This window comes from Rhodococcus sp. DT1, assembly GCF_049844875.1.
Taxonomy (GTDB): domain Bacteria; phylum Actinomycetota; class Actinomycetes; order Mycobacteriales; family Mycobacteriaceae; genus Rhodococcus.
In genome coordinates, this window is the sequence record NZ_JBNCLW010000009.1 from 115710 (window position 1) to 138034 (window position 22325).

Here is a 22325-nt window from a genome sequence, read left to right on the forward strand (position 1 = left end):
GGCGGCGGATAGGGTCATGACATGAGTGAAACGACTACGTGGGAGTACGCGACCGTGCCCCTGCTCACACACGCGACCAAGCAGATTCTCGATACCTGGGGTTCCGACGGGTGGGAACTCGTCACCGTCCTGCAGGGACCCACCGGCGAACAGCACGTTGCCTACCTCAAGCGTCCGAAGGGCTGACGCGGTGGCACAACAGTGGTCCGCACGCCTCGCCGAGTTGGGGCTCAGCTTGCCGCCGATCGCCAAGCCGGTGGCGGCGTATGTGCCCGCCGTCCGTTCCGGTGACATCGTCTACACCTCGGGCCAGCTGCCGCTCGTCGACGGCACCCTCACCCACACCGGCAAGGTCGGCGCCGAGGTCTCGCCCGAGGACGCGAAGCAGGCGGCACGTACCGCCGCGCTCAACGCGCTGGCGGCAATCGATGGACTCGTCGGCCTGGACAACATCGCCAGCATCGTGAAGGTGGTGGGATTCGTGGCCTCGGCCGAGGGTTTCACCGGCCAGCCCGGCGTGATCAACGGCGCGTCGGAATTCCTCGGTGAGGTGTTCGGTGCCGTCGGTGCGCACGCCCGCTCCGCCGTGGGCGTCGCGGAACTGCCGCTCGGGGCTCCCGTCGAGGTCGAACTCATCGTCGAGGTGCGCTGACCTCGGCGGTGACCCGATCTACGGGGGTCGTGGCCCGGGACATCGATCCGCGGCCCTCGTAGAGTGGGATCGACCACGACGTTTCTGTCAGGAAAGGCAAGAACATGGCGCTGGTCCACCCCGCGTACGGCCGGCTGCGGCAGATCACGGAGAACGCTGCCGTGGTTCTGGCAGAGAACCCCTCGGTCATGTCCTTGGAGGGCACCAACACGTGGATCCTCCGTGCGCCCGGGGCAGACGAGTGCGTCGTGGTGGATCCGGGCCCGCTCGACGAAGCGCATCTCGCGCGCGTCGCGCAGGTTCCTGTCGCCGCGACACTCATCAGTCACCGGCACTTCGACCACACCGAAGGTGCGGGCCGGTTCGCCGAACTCGCCAACTGCCCCGTGCATGCGTCGTCGGCCGATCACCGGCACGGCGGCGGGAACGAACTTTCCGACGGTGACGTCGTCGAAGCCGCCGGGCTTCGCATTCGCGTACTCGCGACACCGGGCCATACCGCGGATTCGCTGTCCTTCGTCGTGGAGGACGACAACAGTGTCCTGACCGCGGACACCATCCTCGGACGCGGCACCACGGTGCTCGACGACACCGACGGCGATCTCGGCGACTATCTCCGCTCGCTGCGTGCACTGATCGGCTTGGGGCCGGGTTACACGGTGTTGCCCGGGCACGGCCCCGAACTGGACGACCTGGAGACGATCGCGCGGGACTACCTCGCCCATCGCGAGCAGCGCCTCGAACAGGTGCGTGCCGCGGTGCGCACCCTCGGTGAGGACGCGACAGCGCGCCTCGTCGTCGAGCACGTGTATGCGGATGTCGACCGGTCGTTGTGGGACGCGGCGGAGAAGTCGGTGAACGTGCAACTCGAATACCTGAGGAGCTTCGCCTGACCGCGATACCTCATAACCCGTAAACGAGCGAGCCCGGGACGCGTGTCGCGTCCCGGGCTCGCCCGTGTGTCGTGATGCCGCGTGTCAGCGGGCGCGACGCGCCAGACGCTCCGAGTCGGAGATCAGGACGCTCTTGCCTTCGAGGCGCAGCCAGCCGCGGTGCGCGAAGTCGGCGAGAGCCTTGTTCACGGTCTCGCGCGACGCACCGACGAGCTGGGCGATCTCTTCCTGCGTCAGGTCGTGCGTGACGCGCAGAGCGCCCGCCTCCTGCGTGCCGAAACGCTGCGCGAGCTGCAGCAGAGCCTTGGCGACGCGACCGGGAACATCGGTGAAGATGAGGTCGGCGAGGCTGTTGTTCGTGCGGCGGAGCCGGCGGGCCAGCACGCGGAGCAGCTGCTCGGCGATCTCGGGACGCTGGTCGATCCACGCCTTGAGTGCCTCGCGGTCCATGCTCACGGCACGCACCTCGGTGACGGTCGTCGCGGTGGACGTACGGGGGCCCGGGTCGAAGATGGACAACTCGCCGAACATGTCGGACGGGCCCATGATGGTCAGCAGGTTCTCGCGACCGTCGGGCGAACGCCGACCGAGCTTCACCTTGCCGGAGACGATGATGTACAGGCGGTCGCCGGGCTCACCTTCGTTGAAGATGACATGGCCACGGGGAAAATCGACCGGCTGAAGCTCTTTGACCAGCGCCGCAACCGCAGAGGGCTCGACTCCTTGGAAGATGCCTGCTCTGGCCAGGACCTCGTCCACGTGCGCTCCTTTTGGGAAATGAAAAAACGTTGTCTTGCTGCTGTGTCGGCACGTCTACGGGCATCCGACGGAGGTCACCTGTCAGGCGTACGACTCCCCAGTCTACTGTGCCGAGGTCAGGCGTGAGTGACCGACACCACGGATCGGGTGTTTTGCTTCCGAAAACCTTCTCGCAGGCTACCGGCGAGTATGTGGGTCAGCTGGCGCGACGCGTCCCGAGACCGTGATGTGAGGTGCTGCCGTCCGACTCGGTCGACCCCCGGCGCCGACGGCGGTGGAACCGGGCGAGAGCCCCGGGGAAACCTTCGCGAGCGAGCGCGGCGACATCGCCCTGGTCGGCTTGGTCGAGGAATTCCTCGACCTCGTCCTCGCGGACGGAAAGACGACTCAGGCGGGACTCGACACGCTCCATGGCGAGTGCGAACAGCGTCAGCAGCACTGGGAAAAGCACCACAGCGAGAGCTTGCATACCGGGAAGTAAACACGGGTTAGGTCTCAGATGAGACACGGGGGCGGATTGATGCGGAGGGGTTTACGTACAGTGGTCCAGGTGCATGCGACCCCGTCCGAGAGCTCCGATCAGGCTCCCCGTGGTGACTCGGGCGCGGCCCCCCGCTCCGAATCCCGGCTCGCGCTGGTGCGCCGCGCGCGACGGATGAATCGGCGGCTCGCCGAGGCTTTTCCCCATGTGTACTGCGAACTCGATTTCACGACGCCGCTCGAACTGGCGGTCGCGACGATCCTGTCCGCTCAGTGCACGGACGTGCGCGTCAACCAGGTGACTCCCGCGTTGTTCGCCCGGTACCCCGATGCCCGCGCCTACGCCGAAGCGGACCGGACGGAGCTCGAAGAGTTCATCCGATCCACCGGCTTCTTCCGCAACAAGGCGAACGCACTCATCGGTCTGGGCCAGGCTCTGCTCGAGCAGTACGACGGCGAGGTGCCGGCTCGGCTCGACGACCTCGTGAAGCTGCCCGGCATCGGGCGCAAGACCGCGAACGTCATTCTCGGCAATGCTTTCGATGTGCCGGGAATCACCGTCGATACGCACTTCGCGCGCCTCGTCGGACGCTGGAAGTGGACCACGGAAACCGACCCCGTGAAGATCGAGCACGCCGTCGGAACGCTCATCGAACGCAAGGAGTGGACGCTGCTGTCCCACCGGGTGATCTTCCACGGCCGTCGGGTCTGCCACGCACGCAAACCCGCCTGCGGAGTGTGCGTGCTCGCCAAGGATTGCCCGTCCTACGGGATCGGACCCACCGACCCGCCGACCGCCGCCGCGCTGGTGAAGGGACCGGAGACCGAGCATCTGCTCGAGCTGGCCGGTAGGTGACGCCGGTGCACCCTTCCTCAGCAGGCCGTTGGAGCCTGGCAGCACTGGTCGTCGTGATCGCCTTGATCGTCGCCATCTGGCCGCGCGGCAACGATGACGCACCGGCTCCCTCGGCGACCGGCGCTGCGACCTCGGCCGCACCCGTCGACCGGCGAGCGCAGGACAACCCGCAGGCTCTCGCGCCCCTCCGGGAAACCGCCGCTCTGGATCCCTGCCCGCCGGCAGCGGGAACGCCTGCAGCGGGAGCGTCTGCGGACAGCCCGCTCGCGGGGTTGACGTTCGAATGCGTCGGCGACGGTTCCACGGTGGACCTGGCCGCCGCACTCGCGGGCAAACCGGCTGTGGTGAATCTGTGGGCGTGGTGGTGCGGCCCGTGCGCCGAAGAACTGCCCGTGCTCGAGGAATTCGCCGAACGAGCCGGAGATGCGGTGACCGTGGTGACGGTGCACACCGATCCCAACGAGGCCAATGCGCTGAGCAAGCTGACGGACTACGACGTGCATCTGCCCGGAGTGCAGGACGGCTCCGGACGAGTCCAGGCCGCGGTCGGAGCCCCGGCGGTGCTGCCGGTGACGATCCTGCTGCGAGCCGACGGCTCGGTGGCCAAAGTGCTGCCTCAGCCCTTCCGCTCCGCCGACGAGGTCGCCGCCGTGGTCGACGAATACCTGGGGGTGGCGGTATGACGCCGTACTGGTTGCGGAAGGTCACGACCCTCGAGCCGAAGGACCCGCACGACGACAATCCGATCATCAACCGGCGCGCGCCCTCCGGGCTCCCGGTCCGGCAAGCGGCGGTCCTGGTGTTGTTCGGTGGTTCGCCGACGCCTGACCCGCTCGCCCGTGGCGGCCTGCCGGCCGACGCGGATGTGCTGCTCACCCAGCGTGCGGCGACCCTGCGCCAGCACAGCGGACAGGTCGCGTTTCCCGGTGGCGCCGCCGATCCCGACGACGAGGGTCCCGAACACACCGCTCTGCGCGAAGCGCAGGAGGAAACGGGCCTGGACCCCGCCGGGGTACGTCCGCTCGCTGTGCTCCCCGAACTGTTCATCCCGCCCTCGGGCTTCGACGTGACACCCGTGATCGCGTACTGGGAGCGTCCGAGCCCCGTCGGTGTGGTCAATCCCGCCGAGGCTTCCCGCGTGGTGCGCGTGTCGCTGCACGACTTGCTCGACCCGCGGAACCGCTTCCAGGTACGGCACGCGCTCGGCTATCGCGGACCGGCCTTCCGGGTCGAAGGGATGCTCGTGTGGGGTTTCACCGCAGGAGTGCTCGCAGGCCTGTTCGCCGTCTCCGGATGGGAAATCGAATGGGATCACCACGACATTCGTGACCTCGATGTCGTACTCGCCGAAATGGAGACCGAGGTGGTCGAACCGTGACCGGATCCGGCTGGCTCGACCTGATCATCGTGCTGATCGTCGTCATCGCGGCATCGTCGGGACTGAGGCAGGGCGCGGTTGCGTCGGCCCTCGCGTTCCTGGGTGTACTGCTCGGTGCGATCGCCGGCATTCTCATCGCGCCGCACGTGCTCGTGCACGTCGAAGAGGGGCGAATGCGGATCCTGGCGGGGATCGCGTTGATCGTGGTGCTCGTCGTGATCGGCGAGGTGGCCGGGATGGTGCTCGGCCGGGCTGCCCGCAGTGGCATCCACAGCCCCGGCGTCCGGGCGGTCGACAGCGTCGTGGGCGCGGGTCTGCAGGCCGTCGCCGTGCTCGTCGCCGCCTGGCTTCTCGCCATTCCGCTGACGGCCACCACTCAGCCCGTGGTGTCCGCAGCGGTGCGGGGTTCTCATGTCCTCGGCACCGTCGACGAATTCGCTCCCGAGTGGATGCGGGCGATACCCAACGAATTCTCGGCTCTGCTCGACACGTCCGGGCTACCCGAGGTGATCGGACCGTTCGGAAGGACCCCGATCGCCGAGGTCGCGATCCCCGACGCTTCGTTGCTCGACAGCCCGGTGGCGGCAGATCTCCATCCGAGCGTGCTCCGCATCAACGGACTCGCGCCGAGTTGCCAGAAGGCACTCGAAGGGTCCGGCTTCGTCGTGGCGCCGGAACGGGTCATGACGAACGCGCACGTCGTGGCGGGCACTGCCGCCGTGACCGTCGACACCGAACAGGGCGCACTCGACGCCTCCGTGGTGCTGTTCGACCCGGCCGTGGACGTCGCGATCCTGTCGGTGCCCGGGCTCACGGCCCCACCGCTGGCATTCGCCCCCGTGCCCGCGGACTCGGGTGAGAACGCGATCGTCCTCGGCTATCCGGGTGGCGGGCCGTACACGGCGAGCGCCGCACGGGTCCGCGAAACGCTGGATCTGCAGGGACCCGACATCTACCGCAGCGGAACGGTCGAACGCGAGGTCTACACCGTGCGCGGTCTGATCCAGCAGGGCAACTCCGGTGGACCACTCGTCGACGCGCAGGGTCTCGTCCTCGGCATGGTGTTCGGGGCGGCCATCGACGACTCCGATACGGGATTCGTGCTCACGGCCGGGGAGATCAGCCGTCAACTCGCACTGGCCGGGTCGGTGTTCGAACCCGTGGAAACCGGCGTCTGCATCGTCTGACGCCGGCGCCCGGCCCGTGCGGTTGTCCGTCGGAGTCAGAGACCCCGCACGAAGCCGAGTAGTTGCGACGTCACGACGTCGGGCTTCTCCTGATGCGCGTAATGACCCGCGCCGTCGACGAACTTCAGGACGCGTCCGGGCGCGTGACGCTTGCACCGGCGCAGCGTCGCGGCCAGTACGTACGGATCGAGCACGCCGTGCAACTGGAGGACGGGCAGCGAGAGGGTGACGTCCATCGCCTTCATGAAACGTCGCCCGTCGGGCCGCCACTGGCTCCGGAACGCCCACCGCTGGTATTCCAGCGTGCAGTGCGCGACCCCCGGGATACGGATTGCCGAGCGGAGACGCTCGACGACGTCGGAGAATTCCGGCGTGGCCTGCCACTCCGGTCCCGAACGCAGGCGCGCGAGCCGTTCGATCTCGCGACTCTCGTCGCGAACCAGCCGACGTTCGGGCCGCCACGGCACCTGATACGACAGGAACGTCGGCAGGAGTGCTTTTCGCTGCGCCTTGTCGCGCAGTGCCCCGTCGCGCAGAGAGATCGGGTGGGGTGAATCGACGACGGCGATGGCACGCACGAGCCGAGGATGCAGAACCGCCGTCGCCCAGCAGACCAGCCCGCCGTCGGCGTGCCCGACGAGGATCGCCTCGCTGTGCCCGAGCGCGCGGACGAGACCCGCGATGTCGTTGGACAGGGTCCAGCCGTCGTATCCGCGCGGGGGCTTGTCCGAATCGCCGTAGCCGCGCAGGTCCACCGACACGGCTCGGTAGCCCGACTCGGCGAAGGCGGTGAGCTGGTGACGCCAGGACCACCACAGGTCCGCGAAACCGTGCACGAAGAGTACGAGCGGGGTGTCCGGATCGTGCGGGCCGGTTTCGACCGCGTGGAACCGGATTCCGTTCGCGTGGATGTCACGATGCGTCCACGGCCCGGGATAGCGGGCCGTGGACGGGTCGGGTGGAGCCACCTCTATATCGCTCGGCGCATCAGCGCGCTGCGTGATGACGACCGGCGGGAGCCTGGTCGTCCTGGTGGTTCGGCAGGACCGACTTCGTCTGCTTGAGCGAGTCGATCGTCTTGCTCGGTGCGCGCACCTTGCGCACGCGCATATATCCGATCAACGCGAGGAGCGCGGTCACCACGACCATGATCAGGAAGACGATGAGGAAGGCGAGCCAGCGCGGAACCCAGACGTCGAGGAGTTCGGCGAGGAAGAAGAAAAAGAAGAAGGAGCTGAAGGTGAGGACGGCGAGCGCCAGGACGAAGAAGAGGCTGCCCTGCAGGCCCTTCTTGACCTCACCGGTCACTTCCGCCTTCGCGAGCTGCACTTCGGCGCGGAAGAGCGTCGACACCTGAGTGGCCACGTCACGGACAAGATCACCGACGCTGGCATCCCGCGGCGTCGGAGCGTCCACCTTCGTCAGCGGAATGCCCGAGATACTCGTCGGCACACCGTCCCCGGGACGGTTCCCGTTCGTCACGCTCACTAGTCGACCCCTTTGGTTGGTTCGTTCTGCTTGCGGTGGGCTCGCCCACGCCGTAACAGTAGCGCCGAACCGAGTATCGACGCGATCAACGAGGTAACCAGGACGGCAGCTTTGGCGATCTCGGCGGCGGCGCCACCGTCGACACCCCCGAGCGAAAGTTCCGCGATGAGCAGGCTGACGGTGAACCCGATCGCGCCGAGCACCGCCAGCGCGAACAGATCTCCCCACATCAGACCGGTCGGGCGGGTCGCGATACCCACCCGGATCGCGAGCCAGGCGCTGCTGAAGATTCCCACCGTTTTGCCGATGAGCAGACCGAGGACGATGGCAAGACCGACCGGGTCGGTGAAGACGTTGCCGATCATCTCCGCGCCGAGAGGCACCCCGGAGGCGAAGAGCGCGAAGACGGGCACGCAGAATCCTGCCGACCAGGGTTGGATCCGGTGCTCGAGACGCTCGGAGGGTGCGTAGTCCTCGCCGGGGTCGGTGCGGACGCGTGTGAGCAGACCCAGAACGACTCCGGCGACCGTCGCGTGGATCCCGGCTTGGTGCATGGCGTACCAGGTGAGCAGCGCGAGCGGCACGTACAGCCATGCCGTGGTGATGCGGCGCTGCTGGGCAACCCAGTACGCCGCGGCGAGGACCACGGTCGCCACCAGCCACATCAACGCGAGTCCCGAGGTGAACAGCACCGCGATCAGCGCGATACCGATCAGGTCGTCGACCACCGCGAGACTGAGCAGGAAGACTCGTGCACTGGTCGGTATGCGAGAACCGGTGAGAGCCAGGACGCCCAGTGCGAAGGCGATGTCGGTCGCGACGGGAATCGCCCAGCCGCGATCCATTCCGGGCGTGCCCCAGCCGACGGTCGCGGCAATGACAGCGGGCAGGACGACGCCTCCGCACGCCGCGATCACCGGGAGCAGGGCTTTCTTGCGGTCTGCGAGTTCGCCGACCACGAGTTCGCGTTTGAGTTCGAGTCCGGCGACGAAGAAGAACACCGCCAGAAGCCCGTCTTTGGCCCACGTCCCCAGCGACAGGTGCAGGTGCAGCGACTCCGGACCGATCTGGAAGTCGCGCAGGGCGGTGTAGGAGTCGCCGAGGGGGGAATTGACCCAGATCAGGGCCAGCGCGGCGGCAAGAAGGAGAAGGGATCCGCCCACGGTTTCGGTACGGAGGAAACGGGCGAGCGAGGTGCTCCAGGCGGGGTTGGACAACGGGCGGCTTTCGGTTCGGCGGATTCCGGTAGGGTCGAGCGCTCGCCGACCAGACTTCCCGGCACACCGTCGAAAATTGTAGACCTGCCGGAGCGCCCGCCCCTGAGTGACCGATCGGGCGCGACCGCAAACCCGCGCTGCCCGGAGACGAGTGCGGCCCCTCCCGGGACACGAAGTCCGGAAGGGGCCGCACCCTTTGTGGAGCTACTTGCCCCGGATTGCGTCGAACACCGCGGGATCGACGAGGGTCGAGGTGTCACCGAGTTCGCGGCCTTCGGCCACGTCGCGCAGCAACCGTCGCATGATCTTGCCGGAACGCGTTTTCGGCAGTTCCGGTACGACCGTGATCTGACGCGGCTTCGCGATCGGGGAGATCTCCACCGCCACGTGCTCGCGGAGTTCCTTGATCAGCGCGTCACCGGTGTTCTCCACGTTCTCCCGCAGAATCACGAAGGCGACGATGCCCTGACCGGTGGTCTCGTCGGCCGCGCCCACGACGGCGGCTTCGGCGACGGTCTGGTGGCTCACCAGCGCCGACTCCACCTCGGAGGTGGAGATGCGGTGGCCGGAGACGTTCATGACGTCGTCGACACGGCCGAGTACCCAGAGGTCCCCGTCCTCGTCGTAGCGCGCACCGTCGCCGGCGAAGTACCAACCCTGGTCTTCGTAGCGTGACCAGTACGTTTCGCGGTACCGCTGCGGATCACCCCAGATGCCGCGCAACATGGCCGGCCACGGCTGGTCGAGTACCAGGTAGCCGTTCCCGCCGGGACCGAGCGGACGGGCTTCGTCGTCGACGATCTTCGCGGAGATGCCCGGCAGCGGCGCCATCGCCGAGCCCGGCTTGGTCGCGGTGATCCCGGGCAGCGGGGAAATCATGATCGCACCCGTCTCGGTCTGCCACCACGTGTCGACGATCGGAGCCTTGCCCCCGCCGATGACGTCGCGATACCAGCGCCACGCCTCGGGGTTGATCGGCTCGCCGACACTGCCGAGCACGCGGATGGACGAGAGGTCGTGCGCGTCGGGGATCGCCCGTCCCCACTTCATGAAGGTGCGGATCAGCGTGGGAGCGGTGTAGTAGATGCTCACCCCGTACTTCTCGATGATCTCGAAGTGCCGGTGCTGGGTCGGTGAGTTCGGGGTGCCTTCGTAGACGACCTGCGTCACGCCGTTCGACAGCGGTCCGTACACGATGTAGGTGTGTCCGGTGACCCAGCCGATATCGGCGGTGCACCAGTACACGTCCTCGCCCGCTTTGTGGTCGAACACGTTGTGGTGGGTGTACGACGCCTGCGTGAGGTAGCCACCCGACGTGTGGATGATTCCCTTCGGCTTACCCGTGGTGCCGGAGGTGTAGAGGATGAACAGCGGGTGCTCGGCGTCGAACGGCTGCGCCTCGTGCTCGGGCGATGCCTGCTCGACGGTGTCGTGCCACCACAGGTCCCGGCCCTCGGTCCACTCGACGTCGATGCCGGTGCGCCGAACCACGAGAACGTGCTCGATCGACGCGGCACCGGCGGTCGCCTCGTCGGCCGACGCCTTGAGCGGCGCGGCGGCGCCGCGGCGCCACTGACCGTCCACGGTGACCAGAAGCTTCGCCTCGGCATCGTCGATACGTGAGCGGAGCGCCGTCGCGGAGAAACCTGCGAACACCACGGAGTGCGTCAGGCCCAGACGAGCGCAGGCGAGCATCGTGACGATCGCCTCGGGAATCATCGGCATGTAGATGGCAACGCGATCGCCGGCCACCAGGCCCAGTTCCGTGAAGGTGTTCGCGGCGCGGGAGACCTCCGCCAGCAGGTCGTTGTACGTCAGTGCTCGCGTGTCGCCGGGTTCACCTTCGAAATGAATGGCGACGCGGTCACCGTTGCCGGCGAGTACGTGCCGGTCCACGCAGTTGTAGGCGACGTTCAGTTGCCCGCCGACGAACCACTTCGCGAACGGTGCGTCCGACCAGTCCAGCACCTCGGTCCACGGGGAGGCCCACTCGAGTCGTTCGGCCTGGGTCGCCCAGAATCCGAGGCGATCGGCGTCGGCAGCAGCCTGCAACTCCGGACCGGCGTTGGCGGTGGCTGTGAACTCGGCACTCGGAGGAAAGGCCTGCTGTTCGTGGTCCGGAGCTGCGCTCGTCATGATGCGGGGCACCTTTCGGGTCGTCTATCGTCGGGCTCCTGAGAGCGTAATCATCTGTGACGCGCATCGCACCGTTGCGCCTGTATATGGTCACGCCACAGTCGCCCATCGGTCGGTTTCGAGCGACGGGTGGTCTGCGGCGGGGACGAGTGGTGTGGTGCGGTGCGTACGCCCGGTCCCACCGGCGGTCGCCGGGAACACCGGCGGTACCGTCGGAGACTGTGACCGACCCGCTTGCACCGCTCCTCGACCTCCCCGGCGTGCGCGACGCCGCCGACCGTGCGCGCGACGCGCTCGCGGAGGTCCATCGCCATCGCACGAACCGGCGGGGCTGGGCGAACACCGCAGCCGAGGCGTCGGTGCGCGCGGCACGAGCCTCTGCCGCGATCGACGGTGGGTCGATGGAGCTGCCGCAGCCCGGTGAAGCCGGTGACCCGATCCTCGCCGGTGCGCTGCGTGTCGCGCAGACGCTCGACGGTGACGCGCTGGGCAACATGGTGTCGACCTGGCGCCGCGCGCCTCTGCAAGCCCTGGCCCGGTTGCATCTGCTCGCGGCGGCGGACCTCGTCGAGGACGCGGGTCAGCTCGGGCGGCCACGTACCGGGAGCGGGGTCGGAGAACGTCTGGACGCGTTGGCGCAACTCGTGACAGGTGGGTCGGACGCACCCGCGCCGGTGCTCGCGGCGATCGTGCACGGCGAACTGCAGGCATTGAAGCCGTTCGGCGTCGCGGACGGCGTGGTCGCACGGGCGGCGTCGCGGCTGGTGTGTGTGGCGACCGGTCTCGACACCCGGAACCTCGGAGTGCCCGAGGTCCACTGGATGCGCCGGCTCGACGCGTATCGCAGCGGGATCGACGGTTTCGCCGGTGGTACCGCCGAGGGCGTCGGCGGGTGGGTGATCTTCTGCTGCGGGTCGCTCGAGGCGGGAGCGCGCGAAGCCACCTCGATCGCCGAGGCGTTCGCGGGCTGATCGGCCCGGCACTCGGGAGATTCGACGGAGGCCACCGGGCCGCAGCGACAAGCGCTGGACACAGGAAAAGCGGGTGACGCGTCGATATAGAATCGGCGTACCACCCGCTGACACGGTGAACCGCGTTACCATGCGTGCTGAAATGGGTTGTGTCTCAACGGCCTCGGCGACGGTGCGATTATCTCGGCTCGGCCTCGCAACGGGTGCGGGGTCTTTACCTTCGAAGAGTCACATCTCGCAAGCCCACAACGCTTCTGCCCTTATAGTGGCACCTGCTCCGCGTGGGTACTCGGCTTCCGTGCTGGGAACTCCGGTCGGGAGATCGAATCTTCTCTTCTGATTCGCTCTTGGCCTTCCGTCGTTCCGTAGTTCCTTTCTACCCCCCTTGCGGTGGCGTAGGCAAGCCCCATGCCGGCTTCGCGTCGCATCTGTGCCGTTCGGCGAAATCGTGTTGTGCAGTGCGATATTCGGGTGGCACGGAGGGCCGCGGACGCGGTGTGCGCCATCCGCCGCGGGTCGCCCGGAATCAGTACCGCAGCGAAGCGTGCGACCGGCGCGCGAGACGGCTCGAAACACCGATGATCAGGGCGAGTGCGCCGGCGATCCCACCCGCCATCCAGAGTGCGCGAGGCGACGTCGGAATACGTCTTTTCAACGGCACGGGAAGTGTGAATCGCAGTATCGGCCAATGGTTCTCGGTCGCGACACGTCGCAACGCCCGACCGGGGTTGACGACACGGGGATTGCCGACCGCCAGGAGCATCGGCAGGTCGGTCGCGGAGTCGGAGTAGGCAAAGCTCTGTGCCAGGTCGTACCCGTACCGGTCCGACAGTTCGCGGATCGCGACGGCCTTGGCCTCCCCGAAGCAATAGAACTCGAGTTCACCGGCGTACCGTCCGTCGACGATCCGCATGCGGCTACCGACGCTGTGGGAGGCACCGAGTGCCTGCGCGATCGGCGTGACGACCTCCTCGCCCGAGGCCGACACGATGATCACGTCGTGACCACGCGCCCGGTGATCGGCGATGAGGTCCTTCGCTTCGGCGTAGACGAGGGGAGTGACCACTTCCTGCAGAGTCTCGTCGACGATCGATTTGATCTGCTCGACGTCCCAGCCCTCACACATGTGCGCGATGTGCTCGCGCATCCGCTCGATGCGGTCCTGATCCGCGGCGGACAGCACGTACAGCAACTGGGCGTAACTGCTCTCGAGCACGGCACGGCGGCTGAGCAGTCCTTCGTTGAAGAACGGGCGCGTGAAGGCGAGAACGCTCGACTTCGCGATGACGGTCTTGTCGAGGTCGAAGAAGGCGGCGATGCGGCCACTTCCTGCCGGATGATCCACTGTCGAGATGCCGGTGCTCGTGTTCCCGGACGCGTCAGTCACGAGCACCACAATAGGTGCCCGGAGGCGGACTGTGGGGGTCGCGCGTGGCCCTCGCCACGCCGGTCCGCTCAGTTGCAAACAGCGTGCACGTTCGGTGTACTATCACGATTGCCCGGATCCGTCCGGGTTGTGTTCAGCCCGACCCCCCGGGGCTGAACACAGACGACCCTCGCCTCCTCCCCCCTGGCGAGGGTCGTCCTCGTTCCGGGGGTTCCCGCCGGCCCTCGCGGCGGCGTTCCCTCCCCGAAAGCCCGCAGGTGACGGGGTTTGTCCACAGGCGTTCCGACGATCCCCAGATTCGGCGTCGCACGCAGTTCTGCGGTCCCGCCGGAGCGTTCACCCCGCACGCTCAGCACATGACCCACGTTCTCGGGCTGACCGACGATACCGCTCTGATCGCGGCGTTGCGCCGCGTCGCTGCGGCCGCCGATCGCGAACTCCACGAAGCCGTCGCGCCGCCGTCCCGCCGTTCCTGGACCGATGCCGCCGTCGTCGTGGTGGACCACGCGTCGGCGCTGGCGTGTGCCGCCGATCTTCCACGGCGCCCCGGTGTCGTACTCGTGTGTCCGGGAGCCGCCGACCTGCGGGAGTGGCAGGCCGCTGCGGTCGTGGGAGCCGAACACGTCCTCGGGTTGCCCGACAGCGAGGTGGAACTGCTCGCCGTCATCGGTGCGACCGCCGAGCCCGACGCGGCCGGCGGCACGGTGATCGCCGTCGTCGGAGGCTGTGGTGGTGCAGGAGCGTCGACGTTCGCCGCCGCCCTGGCCTGGTCGTCGGCGCGACGAGACGCCGGCCGCGACGTCCTGCTCGTCGACGCCGATCCCTACGGGTGCGGTATCGACGTGCTCACCGGACTCGAGGAACGGCCCGGCGTGCGATGGTCCGGGCTCACTGTCGAGAGCGGACGCATCTCTGCCCGGGCGCTCCGCGACGCCGTCCCCTCGTGGACTCAGGGGCTCGGGGTCCTGTCCACGGATCGGGATTCCGGCGCGCAACTCACCGCCGGCGCGGCGACGGCGGTCGTGGACGCGGTGCACCGGTCCGGGACGACCGTGATCGCCGACATCGGGCGGGCCTTCGGTCCCGTCGCCGACGCACTCCTGTCCCTCGCAGATCTCACGGCGGTCGTCGTGCCGGCCCGCGTCGGTGCAGCGCTGTCGTCGGCACGGATCGCGGATCGACTCCTCGACCGCGGTGTGCCGGCCGGCCTCGTCGTCCGGGGACCGGCCCCGGGTGGGCTCACACCCGACGACGTCGCGGAGGTCACCGGGCTACCGCTGCTCGCGTCGATGCGCCCCGAACCGGGCCTTGCCGAGACACTCGAACGCGGGGGTATCCGGTTGCGGTCGCGGTCACCGCTCGTCGGTGCGGCGGAAGCCGTGCTCGACGGGCTCGATCCGGCTCGCCCGCGAACGCGGTGGATCGCGTGACCGGGACTGTCGCCGCCGACCTGCTCGACCGGGTTCGCGACCGCCTCGCGGACGAACCCGGGGATCTCACCCCCGCGCGGGTAGCTGCGGCGCTACGCGCAGAAGCCGGGGGCGTGCTCGGCGACTCCGACCTTCTCTCCGCCCTCCGGCACCTCCAGACCGAACTCACCGGAGCCGGACCGCTCGAAGTGCTGCTCGGTGATCCCGCGGTCACAGACGTACTCGTCACCGCACCCGATCGGGTGTGGGTCGACCGAGGCTCCGGACTGCACCTGACCGACGTGACCTTTGCCGACGAGACCGCAGTACGCCGCCTCGCGCAGCGTCTGGCGTTGTTCGCCGGACGCAGACTCGACGACGCGCAGATGTGGGTGGACGGCAGGCTGCCCGGCCACGGCGAGTTCGGAGTCCGGCTGCACGCGGTGCTCTCGCCGGTTGCGCAGGGCGGAACGTGCCTGTCGTTGCGGGTGCTGCGACCCGCCACCCAAGGACTCGATGCCCTGCGGGAGCGCGGTGCGGTGCACGACGACGCCTACCGTCTGCTGCACCGCATCATCCGTGCGCGACTCGCGTTCCTGGTGGTCGGGGGCACCGGTGCGGGAAAGACCACACTGCTCGCGGCGCTGCTGGGAGCGGTGGACCACCGGGAGCGGATCGTCTGCGTCGAAGACGCTGCCGAACTGGTGCCCGCGCATCCCCACGTCGTTCGGCTGGTCGCGCGTGCGCCCAACGTCGAGGGGGTCGGGGAGGTCACCGTGCGGGACCTCGTCCGCCAGGCGTTGCGCATGAGACCCGACCGGATCGTCGTGGGGGAGGTCCGCGGGGCGGAGGTGGTCGATCTCCTGACGGCGTTGAACACCGGCCACGACGGGGGCGCCGGCACCGTGCACGCCAATTCACCGGACGAAGTACCGGCGCGGCTCGAGGCACTCGCGGCGCTCGGCGGCCTCGACCGAGCGGCCCTCCACAGTCAGCTCGTTGCCGCAGTCCAGGTGGTCCTTCATGTTCACCGCAGCCCCGGTGGTGCCCGCCGCCTCGTCGAGATCGGCGTCGTCGAACGCGATCCCGTATCCGGAGTCGTCGTGTCGCCGGCCTGGACGTACGACCACGGCGCGGTCGACGGTATGGCGTCGCTCGAACGTGCTCTTCGCCGACGGGATGTCCCGTGATCGGGGCGGCACTGTGCCTTGCCGCCGCGTTGCTCGTCGTCCCGCGTTCGTCGGGAGCACACCGAATCCGCCCCCACGTTCCCTTTCGTTTTCCCGTTGTCGGTCACCCGGGAGTGCTCGCCGCCGCTGCAGGTGTCGCACTCACCATGCTGGTCGGCGTCGCACCTGCGGTGGCCGCAGCCACGGTGGCGGCGACGACGCTGTGGCGGATACGCAGGAAACGCCGCGCGGGGCAGATCGAGGCACATCGGCGAATGTTGCTCTCCGGCTTGGAGGCAGTCATCGCGGATCTGCGAGTGGGTGCGCATCCTGCCGACGCCTGCGATACCGCAGCGCGCGAAACCACCGGACCTGCCGCAGATGCGTTCCGGGTCGCGTCTGCCCGCTCCCGCCTCGGAGGTTCCGCGTCGGACGGATTGCGGTCCTCGGTTCCGTCCGGCGACCGCGACGGACTGGCGGGAAGTCTGGCACGGGTAGCCGACGCATGGGCCGTGTCGGATCGGCACGGTCTGGCGCTCACCGAACTTCTGGCTGCGGCCCGGACGGACCTCTCCGCCAGGATGCGGATTCGCTCTCGCACGGACGCGGGCCTGGCAGGGGCGCGCGCAACCGCATCCGTCCTCGCGGCCCTCCCGTTGCTCGGAGTCGGGCTCGGGCAACTCATGGGTGCGGCGCCGGTGGGGATTCTGCTTTCCGACGGACTCGGCGGCATGCTTCTCGTCGCGGGCACGGTGCTGGCATGCGCCGGGTTGTTGTGGACCGACCGGATCGCCGACAGGGTGAGCGCATGACGGCGGCCGTCGCTGCCGCGCTCGCTGCCGCGGCCCTGCTGATCCTTCCGATCGCCGGCGGCAACGCTCGCCTCAGAGATGCGAAAGGTGTTCCCGGCCTGCAGGTATCGGCCGGACGCCCCGACCCGAATGCTGTGCCGGCTGCGTTCGACCTCTTCGCCGCATGTCTGCGCGCCGGAATGCCGGCGCCGTCGGCGGCCCGTGTCGTCGCGGAGTCGGCTCCACCGGATTTCGCCGCGGCGCTGCGCAGGGGCGCCGACAGGCTCGCGCTCGGTGCCGATCCGGCCGAGGCATGGGACGGCCCGGGTGACGACCTGCTCGAGGACTTTGCGAGGGCTGCGCGGCGTTCGGCGAAATCCGGTTCACCCCTGTCGGAGACCGTGGCCGAACTGGCCGTCCGGTACCGGACGGAGGCGGAGGACCGGGTGGCCGCCGATATCGAGCGCGCGGGTGTGCTCGTCAGCGGCCCGCTCGGGTTGTGTTTTCTGCCTGCGTTCGTGTGTCTGGGCATCGTGCCGGTAGTGATCGGCCTGGCCAGGGACGTGCTCGGGGGAGGGCTGTTGTGAAACGTCGGTGCGGACCGTCCGCGCCGCAAGGAGGGAAAATTATGCGCACCATCGGTATTCGGGGTTTCCGGAGTCGCGTGTCGGATCTCGTTGTGGACGACGACGGAATGAGTACGGCGGAGTACGCGATCGGAACCATCGCGGCAGCGGCGTTCGGTGCGGTCCTGTACGCGGTGGTGACGGGCGACTCGATCGTGTCGGCGTTGACCGGCATCGTCGAGCGCGCGCTCAACACAGCGGTGTGAGACGCCGGGGGCCGAGCGTCGGCCGGTGCGAGGCGATCCGGGGATTCCGGGCCGGGGATGCCGGCGGCGTCACCGTCGAAGCGGCGCTTGCGATCGCGAGTCTGGTGACAGTGCTGGTCCTGTGCCTCGGCGCGGTGCTGAGCATCGCGTATCAGGTGCGGTGTCACGACGCGGCGCGAGAGGCCGCGCGACTCGCCGCACGAGGTGATCGCACACGGGCGGTCGAGGTGGCCGCCCGTGTCGCGCCCCCCGACGCCGGAATCACGCTGCGAGAGGAGGGAGATCTGATCGTGGCTGTCGTGACGGCCGAGAGTCCTCTGTTTCCCCTGGTGACCTTGACGGCCGAAGCCGTCTCGGTGCGGGAACCGGAGGGGTTGCGGTGATGTCGGACCGGCTTCCGGCGGGTGACCGCGGGAGCGCGAGCGTGATCGGCTGCGCCGTGATGGCGGCCCTGATCGCCGTCACCGCGACGCTGCTTCATGTCGGATCGGTCGTCGTCGCACGGCACCGTGCGCAGGGCGCGGCCGACCTCGCCGCGGTGGCCGTCGCGTCGGCGCTCGATCGCGGTGTCGTGGCGGCGTGCGAGGCGGCCGAGCCCATCGCGCTTCGCATGCACGTGCGGGTGAGACGATGCGAGATCGAGAACTGGTACGCGCTCCTCGAGGTGACCGCTCCGGTGTCGTCGCTCTTCGGCGGGGACGAAGCGAGGGCGGTCGCGCGAGCGGGTCCGGCCGCGGTGACAGGCACCGAATGAGGAGCGGACCGCGCGAGCGGGACCAATGTGACACCCATCACATGTGACGGGTGTCACACATGACTGGGGGCTCCGGCGCCGTCGGCCACTTGCCCGATTTACGAGGCCTCGGGACGCGGTGTAGTGCTGCGATAACGCTTCCGGTGGATGGAAGCGCGGATTCGCTCGGCTCGCCCGGCCCGTGCGACCCCCGCTCGTCGCGTTAAGGACGCATTTCGTCGGGTTCGTCGGGCTTTCTTTCCGGCGGGGCGTGCACGTCCGTCGCTAGGCGTGTGTCTAGAGTCAACCGACGTTCCGGGCCGCACGGTCTTGTTCTTGTGGCTCACACCGACACCGTGGATCATCGCGGACTTCGTGGACAGCGGTGCTGTCCCGTTGGGGCTGAGGAAGGATTGATTTTGAGGATCAAGCGCACGATCGCGGTCGTGTCGGTGGGCTTCGTAGCCGTCGGCATGCTTGCGGCATGTGGCGGCAGTAGTGCTGCCGGCAGTAGTGAGGGCACGTACAGCCTGTACATCGGTCAACCCGAGAACCCCCTGGTTCCCGGCAACACCACCGAGAGTGAGGGCAACCAGGTCCTCAAGGCGCTGTTCGCGCCCTTGGTGAACTACAACGACGAGACCAGCGAGGTCGAGTACACCGGCGTCGCAGAGTCGGTCGAGTCCGAGGACCAGGTCAACTGGACCATCAAGCTGAAGCCGGACTGGACGTTCCACGACGGGACTCCCGTCAATGCCAAGTCCTACGTCGACGCCTGGAACTACACCGCGCTGAGCACCAACGCATACGGCGCGTCGTACTTCTTCGAGAACGTGAAGGGCTACGACGATCTGCAGGCCGCAGAGGGCGGCGAGCCGGCCGCGACCACCATGTCCGGTCTGAAGGCAGTGGACGACTCGACCATCTCGGTCGAGCTGAAGGAGCCCTTCGCGATCTACCCGATCACGCTCGGGTACTCGGCGTTCATGCCGCTGCCCGAAGCCTTCTTCTCCGATCCCGAGGGCTTCGGCCGTCGTCCGATCGGCAACGGCCCGTTCAAGGCCGACGAGGACTTCGTCGACGGTCAGGGCTTCACCGTGACCAAGTACGAGGACTACGCCGGTGAGAACGCCGCGCAGTCGAACGGCGTGCAGTTCAAGGTCTACACCGAACTGGCCACCGGTTACACGGACGTCCAGGCCGGCGGCCTCGACGTGATGCTGGACCTGCCGCCGGACGCGTGGGCCACCGCTCGCGATCAGTTCGGTGATCGCTACCTCGAGCGCCCGCGCCCCGACATCACCTCGCTCAGCTTCCCCACCTACGACCCGCGTTTCTCGGATCCCCGTGTCCGTGAAGCCTTCTCGATGGCCATCGATCGTGGAGCCATCACCGAGGCCATCTTCACCAACACTCGTACGCCGGCCAAGTCCTTCGGGTCCCCGGTCGTCGAGGGTTACCGTGAGGACGCCTGTGGCGCTAAGTGTGAGCTGAACGTCGAGCAGGCCAACAAGCTTCTCGACGAGGCCGGCTTCGATCGCAGCCAGCCCGTTGATCTGTGGTTCAACGCCGGAGCCGCGCACGACCCGTGGATGACCGCGGTCGGTAACCAGATCCGCAGCAACCTCGGTATCGAGTACGTGCTGCGCGGCGATCTGCAGTTCGCGCAGTACCTGCCGTTGCAGGACGAGAAGGGCATGACCGGCCCGTTCCGTTTCGCCTGGATCATGGACTACCCGTCCCTGTACAACTTCCTCGCACCGATCTACAGCACCAGCGCATTGCCGCCCGCGGGCTCGAACAACACCTTCTACAGCAACCCCGAGTTCGACGCGGCCCTGTCGGCCGGTAACAACGCCGACTCGCTCGAGGCTGCCACGACGGAGTACCAGAAGGCCGAGGACATCCTGTTCCGCGACATGCCTTCCGCGCCGCTGTTCTACGGTCTCAACCAGGCCGTGTACAGCGACCGGGTCGACAACGTGAAGATCGACGCGTTCGGCGACATCGTGGTCGAAGACGTCACGGTCAACTGAGTGACAAGTGGTGGGGTGTTTCGCACAAGCGAGGCACCCCACCACTGTGTAGGACGTTCTGTTCCGTATAGGAGAACCCAGTGGGTCGCTTCATCACGCGCCGATTGCTGCTGACCATTCCGGTCCTGATCGGCGCCTCTTTTCTGATCTTTGCGATGGTCTACGCCCTCCCGGGCGACCCCATTCGTGCCCTCGCGGGTGATCGTCCGCTCGCGCCCGCGGTCATCGCGCAGCTTCGCGCCCAGTACAACCTGGACGATCCGTTCTTCGTCCAGTACATCAAGTACGTCGGCGGACTTCTGCAGGGCGACTTCGGTTCCGACTTCTCCGGAAGGCCGGTGCTGGACACCATCGCGCAACGGATGCCGGTCACCATGCAGTTGACGGCGGTAGCCGTCGCCTTCGAGGTCGTCATCGGTATCACTGCCGGCGTGCTCGCAGCCCTGCGTCGCAACTCGTTCTTCGACAACCTGGTGCTCGTCTCGTCGACACTGCTGGTGTCGGTGCCGGTGTTCGTCCTCGGCTTCGTCTCGCAGTACGTCCTCGGATACAAGCTGGGACTGTTCCCGATCGCCGGTATCAACAACGGCTGGTACAGCTTCCTGCTCCCGGGCCTGGTGCTCGCGTCGCTGTCGATGGCATACGTTGCCCGGCTGACTCGCACCGCGGTGTCGGAGTCGATGGCCGCCGATTACATTCGCACCGCGCGGGCCAAGGGCGTCGGGTATCGACGCATCGTGGTCCGGCATGCGCTGCGTAACAGCTTGATACCCGTGGTGACCTTCATCGGCGCCGATATCGGCGCACTGCTGGGCGGCGCGATCATCACCGAATCGGTGTTCAACATTCCCGGACTGGGCCGCGCAATCTTCGACGCTGTACAGAACCAGGAAGGTGCGGTGGTCGTCGGCATCGTCACGCTGATGGTCTTCTTCTACATCTTCTTCAACCTCGTCGTGGACGTGCTGTACGCATTCCTCGACCCCCGGATCAGATACGAGTAGTGGTATGGATTCCAAAAATGCCGAGGCCGCCCGTACACATGCCGTGGAGGAGGGCGAGCCGGGCAATGTCATGACGGGCGAAGCCGTCCAACTGGTGGGCCAGGCGAGCTTGTGGGGCAACGCGTGGAAGAAGTTGCGCCGCAGCGTGTTCTTCTGGTTCGGCGGGATTATCACCATCGTCCTGGTGATGATGGCGCTGATGCCGCAGCTGTTCGCCCGCGGCATCGACCCTCGGGCGTGCAACCTGTCCGACAGCCGCCGGCCACCGAGTGCACAGCACTGGTTCGGAACGGATCTGCAGGGCTGCGACTACTACGCCAACGTGATCTACGGTGCCCGCGTCTCCCTGAGCATCGGCCTCCTCGCAGTCATCGGTGTCCTGATCATCGGTGTGCTGATCGGTGCGCTCGCCGGCTATTTCGGTGGCGCCCTCGACAGCGTGCTCGCCCGTTTCACAGACATCTTCTTCGGCATCCCGCTCTTGCTCGGCGCGCTGGTGCTGCTGACGGTGACGTCCGAGCGGACCATCTGGACCGTGTCGCTGGCACTGATCACTTTCGGCTGGATGACAGCAATGCGCCTGGTGCGTTCGTCGGTCATCGCCATCAAGGAGAGCGAGTACGTTCAGGCCGCCCAGGTGCTGGGAGCCTCGACCTTCCGCATCCTGGTCCGGCACATTCTGCCGAACGCGCTGACCCCTGTTCTGGTCTACGCCACCATCGCCGTCGGTACGTTCATTGCCGCGGAATCAGCACTGTCGTACCTCGGTATCGGGCTGCAAATGCCCGCCATGTCATGGGGCCTGCAGATCAACCTGGGCCAGAACTACATCTCGACGTCGCCGCACCTGGTGCTGTTCCCGGCCGCGTTCCTGTCGGTGACCGTGCTGGCCTTCATTCTCATGGGTGATGCGCTGCGAGATGCGCTCGACCCGAAACGGAGCTGAC

The 22325-nt window shown here is 67.7% G+C and carries 25 protein-coding genes; 18 read left to right on the forward strand and 7 right to left on the reverse strand.

Annotation, left to right across the window (positions count from 1 at the left end):
• The first annotated feature begins 21 nt into the window (after positions 1–21).
• The 3 genes from ACLQ3J_RS20705 (at position 22) to ACLQ3J_RS20715 (ending at position 1545) form a co-directional block, all read left to right on the forward strand.
• Positions 22–186: a hypothetical protein gene (locus ACLQ3J_RS20705; RefSeq protein ID WP_169623058.1), complete on the forward strand. Its 165-nt coding sequence runs from the start codon at positions 22–24 to the stop codon at positions 184–186.
• Between the two features lie 4 nt (positions 187–190).
• A complete protein-coding gene (locus ACLQ3J_RS20710) occupies positions 191–652 on the forward strand; it encodes a RidA family protein (protein WP_378528347.1) in 462 nt (153 codons plus the stop codon).
• A 104-nt stretch (positions 653–756) separates the two neighbouring features.
• Positions 757–1545: an MBL fold metallo-hydrolase gene (locus ACLQ3J_RS20715; RefSeq protein ID WP_296549826.1), complete on the forward strand. Its 789-nt coding sequence runs from the start codon at positions 757–759 to the stop codon at positions 1543–1545.
• A gap of 84 nt (positions 1546–1629) precedes the next feature.
• Here the strand turns inward: ACLQ3J_RS20715 and ACLQ3J_RS20720 are convergent, their stop codons facing one another.
• Both ACLQ3J_RS20720 and ACLQ3J_RS20725 read right to left on the reverse strand, forming a co-directional pair.
• A complete protein-coding gene (locus ACLQ3J_RS20720; RefSeq protein ID WP_111731607.1) occupies positions 1630–2304 on the reverse strand; it encodes a Crp/Fnr family transcriptional regulator in 675 nt (224 codons plus the stop codon).
• A gap of 196 nt (positions 2305–2500) precedes the next feature.
• Positions 2501–2773, reverse strand: a complete 273-nt coding sequence (locus ACLQ3J_RS20725) for a hypothetical protein (RefSeq protein WP_169623055.1) — start codon at positions 2771–2773, stop codon at positions 2501–2503.
• 51 nt (positions 2774–2824) lie between these two features.
• Here ACLQ3J_RS20725 and nth point away from each other — a divergent pair, with 51 nt between their 5' ends.
• The 4 genes from nth to ACLQ3J_RS20745 are packed head-to-tail and all read left to right on the forward strand — an operon-like array spanning position 2825 to position 6205.
• A complete protein-coding gene (nth, locus tag ACLQ3J_RS20730) occupies positions 2825–3640 on the forward strand; it encodes an endonuclease III (RefSeq protein WP_206037440.1) in 816 nt (271 codons plus the stop codon).
• Positions 3641–3645: 5 nt separating this feature from the next.
• Entirely contained in the window at positions 3646–4323 is a 678-nt protein-coding gene (locus ACLQ3J_RS20735; protein ID WP_422423141.1) for a TlpA family protein disulfide reductase, read from the forward strand.
• Positions 4320–5018, forward strand: a complete 699-nt coding sequence (locus tag ACLQ3J_RS20740; protein WP_169623052.1) for an NUDIX hydrolase — start codon at positions 4320–4322, stop codon at positions 5016–5018. Before ACLQ3J_RS20735 ends, ACLQ3J_RS20740 begins: the two co-directional genes overlap by 4 nt.
• A complete protein-coding gene (locus ACLQ3J_RS20745) occupies positions 5015–6205 on the forward strand; it encodes a MarP family serine protease (RefSeq protein ID WP_169623051.1) in 1191 nt (396 codons plus the stop codon). Before ACLQ3J_RS20740 ends, ACLQ3J_RS20745 begins: the two co-directional genes overlap by 4 nt.
• Positions 6206–6240: 35 nt before the next feature.
• On the opposite strand, the gene ACLQ3J_RS20750 is transcribed toward ACLQ3J_RS20745, so the two are convergent.
• From ACLQ3J_RS20750 to acs, 4 genes are all read right to left on the reverse strand, one after another.
• On the reverse strand, positions 6241–7173 hold the full coding sequence (locus ACLQ3J_RS20750) for an alpha/beta fold hydrolase (RefSeq protein WP_169623050.1): 933 nt from the start codon (positions 7171–7173) through the stop codon (positions 6241–6243).
• 19 nt (positions 7174–7192) lie between these two features.
• Entirely contained in the window at positions 7193–7693 is a 501-nt protein-coding gene (locus ACLQ3J_RS20755; RefSeq protein WP_169623049.1) for a phage holin family protein, read from the reverse strand.
• A complete protein-coding gene (gene nhaA, locus ACLQ3J_RS20760; protein WP_169653032.1) occupies positions 7693–8910 on the reverse strand; it encodes a Na+/H+ antiporter NhaA in 1218 nt (405 codons plus the stop codon). The genes ACLQ3J_RS20755 and nhaA overlap by 1 nt, the downstream gene beginning before the upstream one ends.
• Positions 8911–9114: 204 nt before the next feature.
• Complete coding sequence (gene acs / locus ACLQ3J_RS20765) at positions 9115–11046, reverse strand: acetate--CoA ligase (protein WP_169623047.1); 1932 nt, start codon at positions 11044–11046, stop codon at positions 9115–9117.
• Positions 11047–11267: 221 nt separating this feature from the next.
• Between acs and ACLQ3J_RS20770 the strand changes: the two genes are divergently transcribed.
• Positions 11268–12017 carry an oxidoreductase gene (locus tag ACLQ3J_RS20770; RefSeq protein WP_169623046.1) on the forward strand — a complete coding sequence of 250 codons (750 nt, stop codon included), beginning with the start codon at positions 11268–11270 and terminating at the stop codon, positions 12015–12017.
• Positions 12018–12543: 526 nt separating this feature from the next.
• On the opposite strand, the gene ACLQ3J_RS20775 is transcribed toward ACLQ3J_RS20770, so the two are convergent.
• Positions 12544–13413, reverse strand: coding sequence for an HAD family hydrolase (locus ACLQ3J_RS20775; RefSeq protein ID WP_378528922.1), 870 nt, complete (start codon positions 13411–13413; stop codon positions 12544–12546).
• A gap of 347 nt (positions 13414–13760) precedes the next feature.
• On the opposite strand from ACLQ3J_RS20775, the gene ssd reads away from it, so the two are divergent.
• The 10 genes from ssd (at position 13761) to ACLQ3J_RS20825 (ending at position 22324) form a co-directional block, all read left to right on the forward strand.
• Complete coding sequence (gene ssd / locus ACLQ3J_RS20780; protein WP_425904283.1) at positions 13761–14834, forward strand: septum site-determining protein Ssd; 1074 nt, start codon at positions 13761–13763, stop codon at positions 14832–14834.
• Positions 14831–16003: a TadA family conjugal transfer-associated ATPase gene (locus ACLQ3J_RS20785; protein WP_425904284.1), complete on the forward strand. Its 1173-nt coding sequence runs from the start codon at positions 14831–14833 to the stop codon at positions 16001–16003. The genes ssd and ACLQ3J_RS20785 overlap by 4 nt, the downstream gene beginning before the upstream one ends.
• Positions 16000–16794, forward strand: a complete 795-nt coding sequence (locus ACLQ3J_RS20790) for a type II secretion system F family protein (RefSeq protein ID WP_425904285.1) — start codon at positions 16000–16002, stop codon at positions 16792–16794. The genes ACLQ3J_RS20785 and ACLQ3J_RS20790 overlap by 4 nt, the downstream gene beginning before the upstream one ends.
• A complete protein-coding gene (locus ACLQ3J_RS20795) occupies positions 16791–17360 on the forward strand; it encodes a type II secretion system F family protein (protein WP_169653033.1) in 570 nt (189 codons plus the stop codon). Before ACLQ3J_RS20790 ends, ACLQ3J_RS20795 begins: the two co-directional genes overlap by 4 nt.
• A gap of 41 nt (positions 17361–17401) precedes the next feature.
• Positions 17402–17605: a DUF4244 domain-containing protein gene (locus ACLQ3J_RS20800; RefSeq protein WP_296549842.1), complete on the forward strand. Its 204-nt coding sequence runs from the start codon at positions 17402–17404 to the stop codon at positions 17603–17605.
• Positions 17606–17640: 35 nt separating this feature from the next.
• On the forward strand, positions 17641–17988 hold the full coding sequence (locus ACLQ3J_RS20805; RefSeq protein ID WP_169623065.1) for a TadE family type IV pilus minor pilin: 348 nt from the start codon (positions 17641–17643) through the stop codon (positions 17986–17988).
• On the forward strand, positions 17988–18359 hold the full coding sequence (locus ACLQ3J_RS20810) for an Rv3654c family TadE-like protein (RefSeq protein ID WP_296549843.1): 372 nt from the start codon (positions 17988–17990) through the stop codon (positions 18357–18359). Before ACLQ3J_RS20805 ends, ACLQ3J_RS20810 begins: the two co-directional genes overlap by 1 nt.
• A gap of 398 nt (positions 18360–18757) precedes the next feature.
• Positions 18758–20374 (forward strand): peptide ABC transporter substrate-binding protein, encoded by a 1617-nt coding sequence (locus tag ACLQ3J_RS20815; protein ID WP_206038894.1) that lies wholly within the window; start codon positions 18758–18760, stop codon positions 20372–20374.
• A gap of 80 nt (positions 20375–20454) precedes the next feature.
• On the forward strand, positions 20455–21378 hold the full coding sequence (locus tag ACLQ3J_RS20820; protein ID WP_169653034.1) for an ABC transporter permease subunit: 924 nt from the start codon (positions 20455–20457) through the stop codon (positions 21376–21378).
• A gap of 70 nt (positions 21379–21448) precedes the next feature.
• Complete coding sequence (locus ACLQ3J_RS20825) at positions 21449–22324, forward strand: ABC transporter permease (RefSeq protein ID WP_169653049.1); 876 nt, start codon at positions 21449–21451, stop codon at positions 22322–22324.
• The last annotated feature ends 1 nt before the right edge of the window (position 22325 follow it).

Excerpts from the sequence above, each read along its gene's own strand:
- acs (WP_169623047.1), bottom strand. The coding sequence starts at position 11,046 with ATGACGAGCGCAGCTCCGGACCACGAACAGCAGGCCTTTCCTCCGAGT.
- ACLQ3J_RS20795 (WP_169653033.1), top strand. The coding sequence starts at position 16,791 with ATGACGGCGGCCGTCGCTGCCGCGCTCGCTGCCGCGGCCCTGCTGATC.
- ACLQ3J_RS20800 (WP_296549842.1), top strand. The coding sequence starts at position 17,402 with ATGCGCACCATCGGTATTCGGGGTTTCCGGAGTCGCGTGTCGGATCTC.
- nth (WP_206037440.1), top strand. The coding sequence starts at position 2,825 with ATGCGGAGGGGTTTACGTACAGTGGTCCAGGTGCATGCGACCCCGTCC.
- ACLQ3J_RS20740 (WP_169623052.1), top strand. The coding sequence starts at position 4,320 with ATGACGCCGTACTGGTTGCGGAAGGTCACGACCCTCGAGCCGAAGGAC.
- ACLQ3J_RS20810 (WP_296549843.1), top strand. The coding sequence starts at position 17,988 with ATGTCGGACCGGCTTCCGGCGGGTGACCGCGGGAGCGCGAGCGTGATC.
- ssd (WP_425904283.1), top strand. The coding sequence starts at position 13,761 with ATGACCCACGTTCTCGGGCTGACCGACGATACCGCTCTGATCGCGGCG.
- ACLQ3J_RS20825 (WP_169653049.1), top strand. The coding sequence starts at position 21,449 with ATGACGGGCGAAGCCGTCCAACTGGTGGGCCAGGCGAGCTTGTGGGGC.
- ACLQ3J_RS20725 (WP_169623055.1), bottom strand. The coding sequence starts at position 2,773 with ATGCAAGCTCTCGCTGTGGTGCTTTTCCCAGTGCTGCTGACGCTGTTC.
- ACLQ3J_RS20705 (WP_169623058.1), top strand. The coding sequence starts at position 22 with ATGAGTGAAACGACTACGTGGGAGTACGCGACCGTGCCCCTGCTCACA.
- ACLQ3J_RS20715 (WP_296549826.1), top strand. The coding sequence starts at position 757 with ATGGCGCTGGTCCACCCCGCGTACGGCCGGCTGCGGCAGATCACGGAG.